Annotated in this window: 16 protein-coding genes; 12 read left to right on the top strand and 4 right to left on the bottom strand. The window is 65.1% G+C overall.

What is annotated here, in order from left to right; genetic code table 11:
• Nucleotides 1-61: 61 nt before the first annotated feature.
• The 3 genes from RUGAMON1_RS26730 to RUGAMON1_RS26720 are packed head-to-tail and all read left to right on the top strand — an operon-like array spanning nt 62 to nt 2,825.
• A complete protein-coding gene (locus RUGAMON1_RS26730) occupies nt 62-664 on the top strand; it encodes a ubiquinone biosynthesis accessory factor UbiJ (protein WP_332853332.1) in 603 nt (200 codons plus the stop codon).
• The gene (gene ubiB, locus RUGAMON1_RS26725) at nt 661-2,229 is read left to right on the top strand and encodes a ubiquinone biosynthesis regulatory protein kinase UbiB (RefSeq protein ID WP_445233380.1); all 1,569 of its coding nucleotides are present in this window, start codon (nt 661-663) and stop codon (nt 2,227-2,229) included. The genes RUGAMON1_RS26730 and ubiB overlap by 4 nt, the downstream gene beginning before the upstream one ends.
• 2 nt (nt 2,230-2,231) lie before the next feature.
• Complete coding sequence (locus RUGAMON1_RS26720) at nt 2,232-2,825, top strand: methyltransferase domain-containing protein (protein WP_445233379.1); 594 nt, start codon at nt 2,232-2,234, stop codon at nt 2,823-2,825.
• A gap of 18 nt (nt 2,826-2,843) precedes the next feature.
• Here the strand turns inward: RUGAMON1_RS26720 and RUGAMON1_RS26715 are convergent, their stop codons facing one another.
• Nucleotides 2,844-3,209 (bottom strand): YXWGXW repeat-containing protein, encoded by a 366-nt coding sequence (locus RUGAMON1_RS26715; protein ID WP_445233378.1) that lies wholly within the window; start codon nt 3,207-3,209, stop codon nt 2,844-2,846.
• Nucleotides 3,210-3,394: 185 nt separating this feature from the next.
• Between RUGAMON1_RS26715 and RUGAMON1_RS26710 the strand changes: the two genes are divergently transcribed.
• The 5 genes from RUGAMON1_RS26710 (at nt 3,395) to RUGAMON1_RS26690 (ending at nt 7,576) form a co-directional block, all read left to right on the top strand.
• Complete coding sequence (locus RUGAMON1_RS26710) at nt 3,395-3,682, top strand: FmdB family zinc ribbon protein (protein WP_332853337.1); 288 nt, start codon at nt 3,395-3,397, stop codon at nt 3,680-3,682.
• A 25-nt stretch (nt 3,683-3,707) separates the two neighbouring features.
• Nucleotides 3,708-4,328, top strand: coding sequence for a DUF502 domain-containing protein (locus tag RUGAMON1_RS26705; RefSeq protein ID WP_445233377.1), 621 nt, complete (start codon nt 3,708-3,710; stop codon nt 4,326-4,328).
• Nucleotides 4,329-4,389: 61 nt separating this feature from the next.
• A complete protein-coding gene (gene aspS / locus RUGAMON1_RS26700; RefSeq protein WP_445233471.1) occupies nt 4,390-6,189 on the top strand; it encodes an aspartate--tRNA ligase in 1,800 nt (599 codons plus the stop codon).
• 45 nt (nt 6,190-6,234) lie between these two features.
• Complete coding sequence (gene nudB / locus RUGAMON1_RS26695) at nt 6,235-6,699, top strand: dihydroneopterin triphosphate diphosphatase (protein WP_445233376.1); 465 nt, start codon at nt 6,235-6,237, stop codon at nt 6,697-6,699.
• Between the two features lie 61 nt (nt 6,700-6,760).
• Nucleotides 6,761-7,576, top strand: a complete 816-nt coding sequence (locus tag RUGAMON1_RS26690; RefSeq protein ID WP_445233375.1) for an endonuclease/exonuclease/phosphatase family protein — start codon at nt 6,761-6,763, stop codon at nt 7,574-7,576.
• A 1-nt stretch (nt 7,577) separates the two neighbouring features.
• Here RUGAMON1_RS26690 and RUGAMON1_RS26685 read toward each other — a convergent pair whose 3' ends face one another.
• A complete protein-coding gene (locus RUGAMON1_RS26685) occupies nt 7,578-8,378 on the bottom strand; it encodes a substrate-binding periplasmic protein (RefSeq protein ID WP_445233374.1) in 801 nt (266 codons plus the stop codon).
• 87 nt (nt 8,379-8,465) lie between these two features.
• Here RUGAMON1_RS26685 and clsB point away from each other — a divergent pair, with 87 nt between their 5' ends.
• A complete protein-coding gene (clsB, locus tag RUGAMON1_RS26680) occupies nt 8,466-9,629 on the top strand; it encodes a cardiolipin synthase ClsB (RefSeq protein WP_445233373.1) in 1,164 nt (387 codons plus the stop codon).
• On the top strand, nt 9,626-10,009 hold the full coding sequence (locus tag RUGAMON1_RS26675) for an Hsp15 family ribosome-associated heat shock protein (protein WP_445233372.1): 384 nt from the start codon (nt 9,626-9,628) through the stop codon (nt 10,007-10,009). The genes clsB and RUGAMON1_RS26675 overlap by 4 nt, the downstream gene beginning before the upstream one ends.
• Here the strand turns inward: RUGAMON1_RS26675 and RUGAMON1_RS26670 are convergent.
• Both RUGAMON1_RS26670 and RUGAMON1_RS26665 read right to left on the bottom strand, forming a co-directional pair.
• Nucleotides 10,006-11,352, bottom strand: a complete 1,347-nt coding sequence (locus RUGAMON1_RS26670) for an MFS transporter (RefSeq protein ID WP_445233371.1) — start codon at nt 11,350-11,352, stop codon at nt 10,006-10,008. The two genes, RUGAMON1_RS26675 and RUGAMON1_RS26670, sit on opposite strands and share 4 nt — an antisense overlap.
• Nucleotides 11,352-12,371: a LacI family DNA-binding transcriptional regulator gene (locus RUGAMON1_RS26665; RefSeq protein ID WP_445233370.1), complete on the bottom strand. Its 1,020-nt coding sequence runs from the start codon at nt 12,369-12,371 to the stop codon at nt 11,352-11,354. The genes RUGAMON1_RS26670 and RUGAMON1_RS26665 overlap by 1 nt, the downstream gene beginning before the upstream one ends.
• 217 nt (nt 12,372-12,588) lie before the next feature.
• On the opposite strand from RUGAMON1_RS26665, the gene RUGAMON1_RS26660 reads away from it, so the two are divergent.
• Nucleotides 12,589-15,462, top strand: a complete 2,874-nt coding sequence (locus RUGAMON1_RS26660) for a TonB-dependent receptor (RefSeq protein WP_445233369.1) — start codon at nt 12,589-12,591, stop codon at nt 15,460-15,462.
• Complete coding sequence (locus tag RUGAMON1_RS26655; RefSeq protein ID WP_445233368.1) at nt 15,449-16,759, top strand: BNR repeat-containing protein; 1,311 nt, start codon at nt 15,449-15,451, stop codon at nt 16,757-16,759. Before RUGAMON1_RS26660 ends, RUGAMON1_RS26655 begins: the two co-directional genes overlap by 14 nt.
• The last annotated feature ends 5 nt before the right edge of the window (nt 16,760-16,764 follow it).

The raw sequence follows: 16,764 nt of genomic DNA, 5'->3' as shown, positions 1-16,764 counted from the left end.
TCAAGACCGCCCGTATTTCCGGGCGGTTTTGCTTTGCGGTTTTTGTTTTCATGGTTAGCGAATGACACCACCGAATTTCTCCGCCGCGGCGCCGGCCAGCGCCGCCATCAATCACTTGCTGGCGCAGGAGCCGTGGGCGCGCAAGGAATTGCAGCGCCACGCCGGCAAGATCGCCGCCATCGACACCGGCGCCGTCGTGCTGCGCCTGCGCGTGACGGCCGACGGCATGCTGGAAGCGGCCCCGCCCGAAGAGCCGGCCCGCGTCACCATCCGCGTCAAGCTGTCCGACCTGCCGCTGATTGCGCAGAACCGCGAACGGGCGTTTTCCTATGTGCAGATCGAGGGCGACGCCGAATTCGCCAACGCCATCTCCAACCTGAGCAAGTCGCTGCGCTGGGAAGCCGAGCACGACCTGGAAAAAGTGGTGGGCCCGATCGCCGCCGTGCGCATGGTGTCCGGCGCCAGGTCGGTCTTTGAAGCGGTCAGGAACGGCCACCAGAAGCTGGCCGAAAACGTCGCCGAATTCCTGCTCGACGAAAAACCTGTGCTGATCCGCCCGCAAACGGTGGAAGCCTTCTCGGCCGACGTGGTGCGCCTGCGCGACGACGTTGAGCGCGCCGCCAAGCGCCTGGCCAAACTGGAACAGAAACTGGATCCCAAATGATGTTGAAATTTTTACGCCTGCTGAAGATTCTGCGGGTATCGGTGCAATACGGCCTCGACGAAATCGCCATCTCCGGCCTGAAGAAACCGCGCATCGCCAAGCTGATCGACACCGTGTTCTTCTGGCGCGACCTGTCGGCGCCGCGCGGCGTGCGCCTGCGCATGGCGCTGGAGGACCTGGGGCCGATCTTCGTCAAGTTCGGCCAGGTGCTGTCGACCCGGCGCGACCTGATTCCGGCCGACCTGGTCGAGGAACTGTCGCACCTGCAGGACCGCGTGCCGCCCTTCGATTCCGACCTGGCCATCGCGCAGATCCGCAAGTCGCTGGGCGCCCATCCCGACCAGCTGTTCGCCAGCTTCGAGCGCACGCCGGTGGCGTCGGCCTCGATCGCGCAGGTGCACTTCGCCACGCTCAAGGACGGCAAGCAGGTGGCGGTCAAGGTGCTGCGCCCGGGCATGAAGAAGTCCATCGACGAGGACGTGGCGCTGATGCACATCGCGGCCGAATGGATAGGCCGCATCTGGGCCGACAGCAAGCGTTTGAAGCCGAAGGAAGTGGTCGCCGAGTTCGATAAATACCTGCACGACGAGCTGGACCTGATGCGCGAGGCGGCCAACGCCAGCCAGCTGCGCCGCAACTTCGCTGATTCCAAGCTGCTGCTGGTGCCGGAGATGCACTGGGATTACTGCTCCAACAGCGTGATCGTGATGGAGCGCATGCACGGCATCCCGGTGTCGCAGATCGACCGCCTGGAAGCGGCCGGCGTCGACTTGAAAAAACTGTCCAGCGACGGCGTCGAAATCTTCTTCACCCAGGTGTTCCGCGACGGCTTCTTCCATGCCGATATGCATCCGGGGAACATCCTGGTGTCGATCGACCCGCAGACCTTCGGCCGCTATATCGCGCTCGACTTCGGCATCGTCGGCACCCTGAACGACTTCGACAAGGATTACCTGTCGCAGAACTTCCTGGCCTTCTTCCGGCGCGACTACAAGCGCGTGGCCGAGGCCCACATCGAGTCCGGCTGGGCGCCCAAGGAAACCCGGGTCGACGAGCTGGAGTCCGCCGTGCGCGCCTGTTGCGAGCCGATCTTCGACCGGCCGCTGAAGGACATTTCCTTCGGCCAGATCCTGCTGCGCCTGTTCCAGACTTCGCGCCGCTTCAACGTCGAAGTGCAGCCGCAGCTGGTGCTGCTGCAAAAGACGCTGCTCAATATCGAAGGCCTGGGCCGCCAGCTCGATCCCGACCTGGACCTGTGGAAGACCGCCAAGCCCTACCTGGAAAACTGGATGGCCGAGCAGGTCGGCTGGCAGGGCATGTGGCAGCGCCTGAAGGCGGAAGCGCCGCGCTACACGCACATCCTGCCGCAACTGCCGCGCTTGCTGCACCGCGCGCTCGAGCAGCAGGGCGAGAAGCCGTCCGATAACACCGAGCTGATCAAAGTGCTGATCCACGAACAGCAGCGCACCAACCGCTTGCTGAGCTTTGTGATTTATTTTGCCGGCGCCTTTGGCATCGGTGTGGCCGGCTACCAGCTGTACCTGCGCTGGCATCAATTCATCTGACCATGGTGGACTTTGCACAGCGCGACCCGATGTCGCCGGCGTTCTGGGACGAGCGCTTCGAGCGCCAGTTCACGCCCTGGGACCGGGGCGGCGTGCCGCAGGCCCTGCGCGACTTCGCCGCCGCCAGCGCACCGCTGACGACGCTGATACCGGGCTGCGGCTCGGCCTACGAGCTGGCCTTCCTGGCCGATGCGGGCTGGGATGCGGTGGCCATCGATTTTTCGCCGGCTGCGGTGGCGGCGGGCAAGGCGGCGGTCGGAGCGCACGCGGCGCGCGTGGTCGAGGCAGATTTCTTCGCCTGGCGGCCGGAGCGGCCCTTGCAGCTGATTTACGAGCGCGCTTTCCTGTGCGCCTTGCCGCGCGCAATGCGGCCGCAGGTGGCGGCCCGCTGGGCGGCCTTGCTGGCGCCGGGCACGCTGTTGGCCGGCTACTTCTTCTTCGACGATGCGCGCAAGGGGCCGCCGTTCGGCATCACGCGCGCCGAGCTGGAAGCCTTGCTGCAGGCGGACTTCGAGTGCATCGCCGACGACGCCGTCAGCGATTCCATCCCCGTGTTCGTGGGGAAGGAACGCTGGATGGTCTGGCGCCGCCGCTAGCGCAGACGGGTGGCTGCCTTAATTGCGGCGGGGATTGTTGGGATGGTTGTCGACGCCGTTCGGGATGCCGTCATGGTCGGCGTCGCCGCGCGCCCAGCTGCCGCGCGTCATTTCCCAGTGGCCGTTGCGTTCGGCCCAGACCGGCTGGTGATAGACATAGCCGCGGCGTTCGCGCTCCCAGTGGCCTTTGACCCACAGGTGACGATTGTGTTTCCAGTCCCAGTAGCCCGGCGCCCAGACGTAGCCGTGGCGGGGCGGCGGCGCCACTTCATCGCGCGGCGCCGGCGGGGCGGTTTGTACGACGATGACGGCTGCGGACGCCGGCAGCGTCACGGTACCGGCGGAGGCCGCGATGGCGGCTGCAAGCAATAGTTTCTTGATCATGTTGAGCTCCTTTGGGTTGGTATCACCGTTATAAGGAGTTCCTGCTGGGCTGTATGTGCGAGCGGCCGCACAACGCGGAAATCGGCGGCTGGCGCCCCTGGACCGCCCCGGGCCACAGGAAACCGGCAAGCGGCCTGGAAAAAGCTTTATAATTCAGGGTTTTGATGATTTTTGCGGAGTAATGGATGCCGATCTACGCTTACCGCTGCGAGGCTTGTGGTTTTGCCAAGGATGTCTTGCAGAAGATGTCTGACCCGCAGCTGACTGTTTGCCTGTCCTGTGGCAAAGAAACGTTTAAGAAACAATTGACCGCTGCCGGCTTCCAGTTGAAGGGTTCCGGCTGGTATGTGACCGATTTCCGTGGCGGCACGCCGCCTGCGACCGGCACCGCGACCGGTCCGGCCGCGCCTGCTCCGACGGAGACGCCGGCGGCCGCGCCTGCCGCGCCCGCCTCCGGCACGAAGTCGGACTGAAGCACACCCACCCTAAGAGTAATCGATGCGTAAATATTTCATTACCGGCTTGCTGATCCTGGTGCCCCTGGCGATTACCGCCTGGGTGCTGAACCTGGTCATCAGCACCATGGACCAGTCCCTGCTGTTTGTGCCGGAACGCTGGCAGCCGCGTACCCTGATCGGCTTCGATATTCCCGGCCTGGGCACGCTGCTGACGGTCCTGATCGTGTTCCTGACCGGCCTGCTGACCAACAACCTGGTCGGCAACTACGTGGTCAAGCTGTGGGAAAAACTGCTGACCCGCATTCCGGTCGTCAGTTCGCTGTATTCCAGCGTCAAGCAGGTGTCCGACACGCTGTTTTCGTCGTCCGGTAATGCCTTCCGCAAGGCGGTGCTGATCCCGTATCCGCACCAGAACTCGTGGACCATCGCCTTCCTGACCGGCACCCCCGGCGGCGACGTCAAGAACCACCTGGTGGGCGACTATGTCAGCGTCTACATTCCGACCACGCCGAATCCGACGTCGGGCTTTTTCCTGATGATGGCGCGCAAGGACGTGGTCGAGCTCGACATGTCCGTCGATGCGGCGCTGAAGTACATCGTTTCGATGGGCGTGGTGGCGCCGGAAGACGCGCCCAAGGCCATCGAAATCGCCGGCAAATAAATTAATTGCATCCGAATAAACTGAGTAACTTAACCTGAACCGAGAAATAAACATGTCCTCAATGCGTACTCACTACTGCGGCCTCACCACTGAAGCGCTGCTTGGCCAAACTGTCAGCCTGTGCGGCTGGGTACATCGTCGCCGCGACCACGGTGGCGTGATCTTCATCGACCTGCGCGACCGCGAAGGCCTGGTGCAGATCGTGTGCAATCCGGAGCAGGCTGAAGTATTCAAGGCGGCCGAAGCCGTGCGTAACGAGTTCTGCCTGCGCGTTACCGGCGTGGTCAAGGACCGTCTGGCCGGCACCGTCAACGCCAACCTGGCGTCGGGCAAGATCGAAGTGGTCTGCTCGCAACTGGAAGTGCTGAACGCCTCCGTGGCCGTTCCATTCCAGCTGGACGACGACAACCTGTCGGAAACCACCCGCCTGACCCACCGCGTGCTGGACCTGCGTCGTCCACAGATGCAGAACAACCTGCGCCTGCGCTACAAGGTCACGATGGAAGTGCGCAAGTACCTCGACGAGCTGGGCTTCATCGACATCGAAACCCCGATGCTGACCAAGTCGACCCCGGAAGGCGCGCGCGACTACCTGGTGCCGTCGCGAGTCAACGCCGGCAACTTCTTCGCGCTGCCGCAATCGCCGCAGCTGTTCAAGCAGCTGCTGATGGTGGCCAACTTCGACCGTTACTACCAGATCACCAAGTGCTTCCGCGACGAAGACCTGCGCGCCGACCGCCAGCCTGAATTCACCCAGATCGACTGCGAAACCTCGTTCCTGACCGAACAGGAAATCCGCGACCTGTTCGAAGACATGATCCGCAAGGTGTTCCGCAACACCATGAACGTCGAGCTGCCTAACCCGTTCCCGGTGATGGACTTCGCCGAAGCGATGGGCAAATACGGTTCGGACAAGCCGGACATGCGCGTCAAGCTGTCGTTCACCGACTTGACCGAAGTGATGAAGGACGTCGACTTCAAGGTCTTCTCCGGCGCCGCCAACATGCCTAACGGCCGTGTTGTGGGCCTGCGCGTACCGAAGGGCGGCGACATGCCACGTTCGGAAATCGACGCCTACACCCAGTTCGTCGCCATCTACGGCGCGCGCGGCCTGGCTTACATCAAGGTCAACGAAAAGGCCAAGGGCCGCGACGGTCTGCAATCGCCTATCGTCAAGAACCTGCACGACGCCGCGCTGGCCAAGGTGCTGGAACTGACCGGCGCCGAAGACGGCGACCTGATCTTCTTCGGTGCGGATAAAGCCAAGGTGGTCAACGATGCGATCGGCGCGCTGCGCGTCAAGATCGGCCATTCGGAATTCGGCAAGAAAGCCGGCCTGTTCGACGACGTCTGGGCGCCGCTGTGGGTGATCGACTTCCCGATGTTCGAATACGACGAAGAAGCCGACCGCTGGACCGCGACCCACCATCCGTTCACCGCGCCGAAAGACGGCCATGAAGACTGGCTGGAAACCAATCCGGGCGCCTGCATCGCCAAGGCCTACGACATGGTGCTGAACGGCTGGGAACTGGGTGGCGGTTCGATCCGTATCCACCGCGAGGAAGTACAGTCGAAAGTGTTCCGCGCGTTGAAGATCGACGCCGACGAAGCGCGCCTGAAGTTCGGCTTCCTGCTGGACGCGCTGCAATACGGCGCGCCGCCGCATGGTGGCCTGGCATTCGGCCTGGACCGTATCGTGACCCTGATGACCAAGTCCGATTCGATCCGCGACGTGATCGCCTTCCCGAAAACCCAGCGCGCCCAGTGCCTGCTGACCCAGGCGCCGTCGGAAGTGGACGAGAAGCAGTTGAAAGAACTGCATATCCGTCTGCGCGCGGCTGAGCCTAAAGTAGCCAGCTAATTGCAATGGAAAGGGCGCTTCGGCGCCTTTTCTTTTATCCGAACTATGAAGCCTTACAAGATTCCCGAGTCGGTGCTGGTGGTGATCCACACGGCCGACCTGCAAGTGCTGCTGATCGAACGCGCCGACCGGCCCGGTTACTGGCAATCGGTGACCGGCTCGCTGGACGCGCTCGACGAGCCGCTGCTGGACACCGCGCGCCGCGAACTGTTCGAGGAAACCGGCATCGTCGCCGACGGTGAACGCATCGTGCTGCGCGACTGGCAGCTGTCCAACGTCTACACGATCTATCCGGTGTGGCGCCACCGCTACGCGCCCGGCGTGACGGAAAATACCGAGCACGTCTTCAGCGTCGAAGTGCCGCGCGACATCGCCATCAAGCTGGCCCCGCGCGAGCACCTGAACCACGTCTGGCTGCCGTATCTGGAGGCGGCCGACAAATGCTTCTCGTCCTCCAACGCCGAAGCCGTTCTTCAGCTACCTAAGCAGCTGCCGCAACAGATGCGCTAATCGCTGCCGGTATGTGTGGCGGCGTACGCCGCGATCGCGGACTCAGGGTTAGAATGGTCATATGAAAATCCGAGTCGCAACCTACAACATCCACAAGGGCGTATCCGCCATCCGCAGCGAGCCGCGGGTGCTGGCGCTCAAGCAGGCGATCGGCCTGTTCGACGCCGATGTGGTTTTTTTGCAAGAGGTACAGGGCAAGCACGACCTGAACGCCGCCAAGTACGGCGCCGAACACTTCGGCCACAAGCACTGGCCCGCCGCCGCGCAGCACGAGTATTTCGCCGGCGAGTCGCGCCACGCCCACGCCGCCTACGGCATGAACGCGATCTACGACCATGGCCACCACGGCAACGCGCTGCTGAGCGCTTTCCCGATCGCCAACCAGGCCAACCACGACGTCTCCGACCACGCCTACGAACAGCGCGGCATCCTGCACTGCGTGCTGGAGACGCCGCAGGGCACGGTGCATTGCTATGTGGTGCACCTGGGCCTGTTCGAGGCGGGCCGCCGCCGCCAGACCCAGGCGCTGATCTCGGCCGTGCGCGCGTCCGCGCCGGACGGCGAGCCGGTCATCATCGCCGGCGATTTCAACGACTGGCGCAACACCCTCGGCAGCGAACTGCGCAATGCGCTCGGCGTGGTCGAGGCCTTCGACCAGATCGGCTCCAACTCCGCGCTTGACGAGATCGTGCGCACGCTGCGCCGCAAGTCCAGCAGCAACCCGGCGCGCACCTTTCCGGCGGCGTTGCCGTTCTTCCGGCTGGACCGCATCTATGTGCGCGGCTTCAAGGTCGAGGCGGCGGAGGTGATGCACGGCAGCCTGTGGGCCAAGCTGTCCGACCACGCGCCCATCGTCGCCAGCCTGACGCTGGCCTGAACTATTTGCGGCCCAGCGTCGCGCTGTCGAGCTTGACGTCCAGGCCTTGCAGGCTGGCGTTCAGCATGGCGATGTTGGTCTTGTTGGCCACCAGCTCCTTGAGCCGCGCTTCGAACGCGTCCAGATAACGGGTGCACGGGCTGTACTTGGAGAAGGCGAAATAGTTCTTGTCTTCCGCCAGGAAAGGGCGCATCGCCACGATTTGCGCGTTGCGGCCATGACGCGCCAGCCAGGCCTCGCCGGTGAACAGGCCGCTCACGAAATAGTCGATGCGGCCCAGGCCCAGCTTGCGGAAATTGCTGTCCGCCGTGCCCGATTCCTCCAGCCGCAGATTGGCGGCGGCAAATTGCGAGAACTCCTGGCCGAAGGTATTGCCCAGCGCGATGCCGCCCTTGTGGCTGGCCAGGTCTTGCCAGGTATTGAAGATAAAGGCGCGCTGGCGCGGAACAAACACCGCCACCGGATTGGGAAACGCCGGCGTGCGCACAAAGTCCAGGTAGCGTTCGCGCTCCGGCTGGATTTTCAGGGTCGCCACCAGATCGATCTTGCCGATCGAGGCATAGGCCAGCACCCGCTTCCACGGGCCGACATACCGCACTTCATAGGGGATCTTCAGGTCGGCCAGGATGCGGGTGGCGAGCTCGATGCTGGGACCGCGCAATTGATTGCCGTCGTACCAGTGCAGCGGCGGATAGTCGGGATCGGCGGACAGCACCACCTTGGGGCAGTCGCCATCGAGCTCGGCGGCTATAGCCGGGGCCCAGCACATCGCCAGCAACGTCATTAGACTACGGGTCAGCATCCATCGTGCTCCATGCGGGTTGCAATTTATTATAGACTCGTTTCCATGGAAGCGCCTTATTTCGGAACTCAAGGGTAGAATCCAGCTATGCGCTCAGTAAATTTTATCGCCGACAATGAAGTCACCTTGCTCCACACGGGCACCGATTTCTTTCCGGCGCTGATAGCCGCGATCGACGCCGCCCGCTACGAGGTGTATTTCGAAACCTATATCTTTGCCGGCGACGACACCGGCAGCGCGGTGCTGGCGGCGTTGAGCGGCGCCGCGCGGCGCGGCGTGCAGGTGCGCATGATCACCGACTGGTGGGGCACCGGCCGCCGCCAGGTCAACAGCATGCATGCGAAGCTGGTCGAGGCCGGCGTTGAGCACCGCGTGTTCAATCCCTGGTTCAAGCGCGGCGTCACCCGCACCCACCGCAAGATCTGCGTGGTCGACCGCGAGCTCGCCTTTGTCGGCGGCATCAACATCAACGACGATATGTACTGCGATTACAACCACGCGATTAGCCTGTCGGCGCCGCGCTGGGATTTCGCGGTGCAGGTGCGCGGGCCGCTGGTGGCTGCCATCCAGCTGGAGGCGCTGACCCAGTGGCGCCGCCTTGGCAAGCTGGGCATCATCAAGCGGATCGGCCTGTACCGCGACATGCGCAAGGTGAACAAGGCCGCCCGCGAGAACATGGTGCAGGCCGGCTTCGTGGTGCGCGACAATCTGCGCAACCGCAGGACGATACAGCGCGCCTACATGCAGGCGCTGGGGCGCGCGCGCAAGAGCGTGCTGCTGGCTAATCCGTATTTCGCGCCGGGCGCCAGGTTCCGCCATGCGCTGGCGGCGGCCGCCCAGCGCGGCGTCGAGGTGACGTTGCTGATCGGCGTCGGCGAAATCTGGCTGCAGGATGCGGTCGCGCATTCCTTCTACCCCAAGCTGCTTGCGGCCGGCGTCAAAGTGGTGGAATATCACAAGACCCAGTTGCACGCCAAGGTGGCGGTGATCGACGACGACTGGGCCACCGTAGGCTCGAGCAATGTGGACGGCTTGAGCCTGTTCTTAAACCAGGAAGCGAATGTGGTGATCAAGGATGCGGTCTTCGCGCACAACCTGCGCCAGCACATCGAGGCCGCCATCGCCGACGGCGTGGTGGTCAACTACGCCGACTTCGAGCACGTCGGCCGCTTCCGCCGCGTCGGCTACGAGATCGCGTTTTTCGCGTACAAGCTGGCGATGCGGATTTTCGCAGTGGGGAAATACGCTTGAGCGATAGTGTCAGACTGGATAAATGGCTGTGGGCCGCGCGCTTCTTCAAAACCCGCTCGCTGGCCACCGAGGCGGTCGACAGCGGCAAGGTCAAGCTTGGCGGCGACAAGGTCAAGCCGGCGCGCGCGCTGCGCATCGGCGACACCCTGGACATCGACAACGGCTCCGACCGCTGGGAGGTCGATGTGATGAACCTGTCCGACGTGCGGGCGGCCGCGCCGATCGCCCGCAACCTGTACGAAGAGACCGACGCCAGCGTCGCGCGCCGCGCCACCGTGGCCGAGCAGCGCAAGATGTTCCGCGAACCGAGCGCGGATTTCAAAGGGCGGCCGACCAAGCGCGACCGCCGTCAACTGGGCAAGGCCAGCGATTACGACTAGCCGTCCGCCGGCGCCGGCCGCGCCTGCAGGCGCGCCAGGCACAGCACGCACAACAGCGCGAACACCGCGCCGCTGAGCAAGGTCAGCCGGTAGTCGTGGCCGGACAGGTCGAGCACCGGCCCTTGCACGCCGCTGACCACGATATTGCCCAGCACGACCATCAAATCCTTGCTCGAGTTGTACTGCACGAACCGGGCCTTGGGGAACAGCGCCATCGGCATCGACGCCGCCGCCGTGAACCAGGCGCCGGACACCACCACATGCGCCAGATAGAACCACGGGAAGCAGGCCGCGTTGCCCAAGCTCAGGTAGCCAAGCGCGGCGGCGCAGCAGTACAGCGCCATGATGCGGCTCGACACGCGCAGCGCGCCGTAGTGGTCGACCAGCCAGCCGATGCCGAAGGCGGACGCGATGGAGACGGCGTAGCCATAGGCTGTCAGCGTGCCCAGCGTCGCCTTTGGAATGCCGGACAGGTGGGCGTAGTACTGGTAAAACGTGTTGAACGGACTGAAGGTGACGCTGGCCAGCATGAAGGCCGCCACCGCCCACAGGAAGGGGCGATGGGCAAAGCAGGCCAGCACGTGGGCGCGCGGCACGGCCAGCGCGCGCCAGCCGCCGGCGCGCTGGCCGTCGTGATCGGCGCCGCAGGCCGGCTCGTCAACCATCAGGCACACCAGCAGCAGCGCCAGGCCGAACACCAGGCCGATGGCGACCAGGATCTCGGCCAGGTACTGGTCGGTCAGCGCGAACACCCAGGTGTTGAAGGCGATGCCGACGCCCAGCCCGACGATGCGGAAGGCGGCGTAGAAGCGGCCCAGCAGCCCCTGCGGCACGACGTCGTTGACCAGGCCGGTGAACAGCGACACGGCGCTGATGCCGGCGCATTCGAAGATGGTCCAGAACAGGCTGAAGGCGGCCAGGTTGCACAGCCGGCGTCCCGGCGACAGCGTGCCCAGCGCGGCATCGGCCAGCGCGCCTAGCGCCGGCGAGCAGGCCAGGCCCAGCATGGCGGCGCAGCCGACCGGCGCCACCACCAGCAGGAACGGCCGGCGCCGGCCCCAGCGGCTGCGCAGGCGGTCCGAATGGTAGCCGAGCAAGGGTACCAGCAGCACGCTCAGCAGCGCGGGCACGGTCGACATCAGCAGCGAGGTGGTGGTGTCGGAGGCGCCGTTGCGGCGCAGCAGCTCCAGCCCGCTGGGCAGCGCGGCCCGTTCGCGGATCGAGATCGCCAGGTCGCCGACCAACAGCCAGAACAGCACCGCCAGCAGGCCGGCCGAGGCGAGGCCCAAGGCGGCGCGTTTGCCGCCGACGCGCGTGCTGACCACGGCGCCGTCGCTGTCCATCAGCCCGGCCGGCGCAGCGGCCCGGTGGAGCTGCGCAACACCAGGTCCATCGGGAAGCCGATGCGTTTGGCCTGCTTGTCGCCACCCTCTATCAGCGCCAGCAGTTCGCCGACGGCGCGCGTCGCCATGTCGGCGTTGGGCTGGCGCATCGTGGTCAGCGGCGGGTGGACGAAGCTGGAGGTCGAGATATCGTCGAAGCCGATCACCGAGATATCGTCAGGCACCTTGAGGCCGCGGCTGTGGATGGCGTCGATGGCGCCGAATCCGGTCTCGTCGTTGGCGGCGAAGATCGCCGTCGGCGGCTCGGCCAGCGACAGCAATTGTTCCGCGGCGGCATAGCCGCCCGTCTGCGAGAAGTTGCCGTCCACCGCCAGCGCCGGATCGGGCGTCACGCCGGCCGCCAGCAGCGCGTCGTTGTAGCCCTTGAGGCGTTCGGCGCCCTGGCCGGTGCCGGCCGTGCCGCCGATGAAGGCGATGCGGCGGTGTCCCAGCGACAGCAGGTGCTCGACCGCGGTGCGGGCGCCGATGCGGTTTTCCACCACCACCACCGGCAAGTTCATCGGACGAGCCTCGAAGCCGACGAACACGCAGGGCAGGGGCTGGCGCTCGACCACGTCGAGGTAGCCGTCGGCCGCGTTCGGCAGCAGCAGCACCAGGCCGGCGCACAGCTGGCTCAGCATGGCGCAGGTTTCTGTGCGGCTGGGCAGGTCGAAGCGCTCGGCGTTGAACAGCAGGATGTCGTAACCCTGGCGCCGCGCTTCGTCGCTGATGGCCTTGGTGATCTCATGCAGCACCAGCGAGCCGTAGTGGTTGACGAACACGCCGATCAATTTGCTTTTGTCGCCGCGCATGCGGCGCGCCAGCATGTCGGGCGTGTAGTTCAGCTGTGCGGCCGCCGCCAGCACGCGCGTGCGCGCCGCCTCGGACACGTAGCCGTTGCCCCGGATTGCGCGCGAGGCGGTGATCGGCGAGACCCCGGCGATTTTCGCGACTTCACTGAGTTTGCTTGCTTTTGCCATGTGGTCACGATACCACATTCGGCAGCAAATCAACATATTTGCCAGTCTTTGCGGAAAAATTAAGTTGTACGATGAGTCCGATGGGTGGTAACGTGACCATATGCGATTTGCCAAAAAATCAGGCAGCAGCGCGACGCGCTTTTAGGGAGACACCGGCGCGGCGTGAAAAAACTACACAGTGAACTTTAGATTGTTGCATACAACAACGGGGGAAATAATGCGTAAAAAACTACTCGCTTCTCTGCTGCCGCTGGCGCTGGCGGCTGCCTACGGGGCGGACGCCGCCGCGCAGGATACGGCGGCCTCGGCCGCACCGGCCGCACCTGCCGCACCCGCCGCGCCGGCGGAGGGCGCGGCCGAGCCGACCACGGTGGTGGTGACCGGCTTCCGCTCCAGCCTGCAAAAAGCCTTGAACCTGAAACAGCAGGCGATCGGCGTGCGCGATTCCATCGTGGCCGAGGACATCGGCAAATTCCCCGAGGCGAATATCGCCGAATCGCTGCAACGGGTGCCCGGCATCATCCTCAACCGCGACGAAAGCTCGGGCGAAGGCCAGCGCATCTCGATCCGCGGCCTGCCGACCGAGTACTCGGTGACCACGTTGAACGGCGCGCCGGTCAACACCACCTCCACCAGCACCATCGGCAGCGCGGCGCGCGGCTTCAACTACGACGTGTTCGCGTCGGAACTGTTTGGCCGGGTCGATTTCTACAAGTCGCCGCTGGCCGAGCTGAGCGAAGGCGGCCTGGGCGGGGTGGTCGACCTGCAAACCCCGCGTCCGTTCGACAATCCCAAGCGCACCATCCGCTATGCGCTGACCGAGTCGTACAACACCATGTCCAAGCATGCCGACCCGATGGGCTTCGCGCTGTTTTCCAACACCTGGGGCCACTGGGGCTTCTTGGCCGGCGTGTCGCATTCGTCCAGCACCAACAACCGCTCGGGCTTCGAGGCGACCGGCGGCTACAACAGCTCGGCGCGGGGCAGCCAGAGCCCGGTCAAGGGCAACTTCGCGATGCAGCTCGACTACGACGACCCGCGCGCCAACCTCGGCGGCTACAGCCGCAGCCAGATCGACAATGCGCTGCTGCCGCGCATCTACCGCTTCTACGGCTCGGCCAACGAGCGCACCCGCGACGGCCTGGTGTCGTCGCTGCAATACAAGACCGCCGACCTGAACCTGAGCCTGGACGTGCTGGGTTCCAAGCTGAGCAACAGCCGCGACGAGATGTACATGGGCCTGCTGATCCGCAACAGCAAGACCACCAACCGCGCCGCGCCGGCCGGCCAGACCGGCCACAGCGGCCTGGTGCCGCTGAACGTGCAGATCGATCCGGCCTCGAATCTGCTGACCGGCACTTTCGGCAACACCTCGTACAGCAGCGGCGTCACCTACAGCGAGGATGAAACCAAGTTCGGCTATGCGGCGCTGAACGGCCGCTGGACCGCCAGCGACAAGCTGGTGCTGACCGGCCAGCTGAGCGGCAACAACAGCAACGCGGTCAGCTACCAGGACACGCTGTCGGGCCAGATCTTCGGCGTCGACTCCACCATCGGCTACGGTTCCGACCACGTCTACCCGTCGCTGTCGTCCACCGCCAGCTACACCGACCTGAACAACTACCAGGGCTTCGGCGTCGGCACCACCTGGACCCGCGAAACCGACAAGGGCAAGCAGGGCCGGCTGGTGGCGGACTGGGACTACGACCTGCCCGGCGACTGGACCGGCCACCTGAAGACCGGCCTGGTGTATGTGGAAACCACCAAGGGCATCGCCAAGCGCAACGGCACCAGCGCCGCCACCGCCAAGCTCAACGGACTGGGCAACGCCGGCATGCGCGGCCTGATGACCACCACGCTGCCGATCGACAACCTGGACATGGGCGCCGGCTGGCCGCACGCCTGGGGCACGTTCACCCGCGCCTCTACCTTCTCGACCTTCGATCCGCTGGCCTACAACTCGGAAGCGACCTTCACGCCGGCGCAGAGCTTTGGTGCGACGGAGAAAGTCTCGACCGGTTTCATCCAGTCCGACTTCAAGGGCATGGTCGGCGGCCACGAGCTGCGCTTCAACGCCGGCGTGCGCTACTCGCGCACCGAAACCGGTATCGACAACTTCAAGCAGCAGGGCGCCAGCCTGGTCTATGCTCCCAACCATGAGCAGGGCACCTACAGCAATGTGCTGCCGGCCTTCAGCGCGGCGCTGGACTTGACGGACAGTCTGATGTGGCGCGCCTCGTGGGGCAAGACCGTGAGCCGGGCTTCGCTGTCGATCATCGCGGCGCAGACCGTCATCCCCAACCCGTTCGACAACTCGGCCACCGCCGGCAACGCCAGCCTGAAGCCGCAGCAGTCGAAGAACCTGGACACCAGCCTGGAGTGGTACTTCCAGCCGGGCAGCCTGCTGTCGGCCGCCGTGTTCAAGAAGAAGCTGACCGACGCCACCGTGGCCAACACCACCAACACCACCTTCGGCGCGCTGGGCTTGCCGGACACGGCGCTGGGCGCGATTTTCCAGGATGCCAACGGCCGCGTCGATCCGAGCCTGCCGATGACCCTGCGCAGCTACACCAACGCCGGCGAGCAGACGCTCAAGGGTTACGAGCTGTCCTACCAGCAGGCGTTCACCTTCCTGCCGGAACCGTTCAAGGGCCTGGGCGCGCTGGCCAGCTACACCCACATCGATCCGTTCAACAGCGCCAAGTGGGTCACCAACGCCGGCCAGGAGATCGCGGTCAACTCGGTGCCCAAGTATGCCTACAGCACCACCGCCTACTATGAACGGGGACCGCTGGCGCTGCGCATGTCGTACAACTACAAGGGCCGTTCGCTGCATCCGGACAATCCGCGCAACCTGGGTGACGACCTGATCCGTTGGCACGCGGGACGTGGCTACCTGGACGCCAACGTCAGCTACAAGCTCAGCGAGCAGCTGGAGTTGCGCCTCGACGCCATGAACCTGTCCAACACGCTGGCCTATGACTACTTCGAGGATGCCAGCGGCCAGTACGGCAGCGGCAAGAAGACGCGCATGGACTACGCCAAGTACGACGGCCGCACCGTCAAGGTTGGGCTGCGTGGCAAGTTCTAAGCATCTGCTACTGCTGCTGGCCTGCGTGGCCTGCGCAGCGCGGGCCGGTGTTGCCGGTCCCGCGCGCGTGGTCGACGTCGCGCCGGGCTGGGCCAACAATTCGGTCAACGCCGTGGTGTTTCGCAAGAACTCGCTGGTGTCGGACGGCGATACGCAGTACATCGCCTTCTACGACCGGGATGCGGCCGTGGTGCTGGGCAAACGCAAGCTGGGCAGCACGCGCTGGACCCTGCACCGCACGCAGTATCGCGGCAACGCGGCCGATGCGCACAACAGCATCAGCATCATGGTCGACGGCGCTCACACTCTGCACCTGGCGTGGGACGTGCACAACCAGCGCCTGCGCTATGCGCGCGGCACGCAGCCCGGCGGGCTGGAGCTGGGGCCGGAAACGGCGATGCTGGGGCGCGACGAGGAGTCGGCCAGCTATCCCGAGTTCTTCCGCTGTCCGGACGGCGGCCTGCTGTTCCTCTACCGCGACGGCGGCTCCGGCCACGGCAACCTGGTGATGAACCGCTACGACGTGGCGAGCGCCAGCTGGAGCCGGCTGCACAGCAATCTGATCGGCGGGGAAGGGCAGCGCAGCGCCTACTGGCAGGCGTTTGTCGACCGCGCCGGCGTTGTCCACCTGTCGTGGGTGTGGCGCGAATCGCCGGACGTGGCCAGCAACCACGACATGGCCTACGCCCGTTCGCGCGACGGCGGCCTGACGTGGGAGCGCAGCAGCGGTGAGCGCTATGCCTTGCCGATCACGGCCGACAGCGCGGAGTACGCGGCGCGCATTCCGCAGAACAGCGAGCTGATCAATCAGACTTCGATGGCGGCCGGCGCCGACGGCCAGCCGGTGATCGCCAGCTACTGGCGCGCGGCAGGTTCGGCGGTGCCGCAGTACCACCTGCTGTACCGGGACGGCGGCGCATGGCGGCAGCTGGACCTGGATTTCCGCCGCACGCCGTTTTCGCTCAGCGGCCTGGGCACCAAGGCGATACCGGTGTCGCGGCCGCAGATCATGGTGGACAGTAGTCGCAACGGCCGCCGCGCCTTGCTGGTGTTCCGCGACGCCGAGCGCGGCAACAAGGTCTCGGTGGCGACCATCGCCGATCTGCACCGGCCGCGCTGGACCGTGCGCGACCTGGGCGACTCCCCGGTGGGCGCATGGGAACCGTCGTTCGATACCGAACTGTGGAAACGTCGCGGCGAGCTGCACCTGTTCGTGCAGGACGTGCGGCAGCTGGACGGCGAGGGCGCGTCCGCCGGCGCGTCGTCGCCGGTGCAAGTGTGGCAGTGGAAGCCTTGATGCGA

It is taken from the genome of Duganella rhizosphaerae, from assembly GCF_040364205.1.
GTDB lineage: Bacteria > Pseudomonadota > Gammaproteobacteria > Burkholderiales > Burkholderiaceae_D > Rugamonas > Rugamonas rhizosphaerae.
The sequence above is the reverse complement of the archived record's forward strand: the minus strand, read 5'-3'. Positions and strand labels throughout refer to the sequence as shown.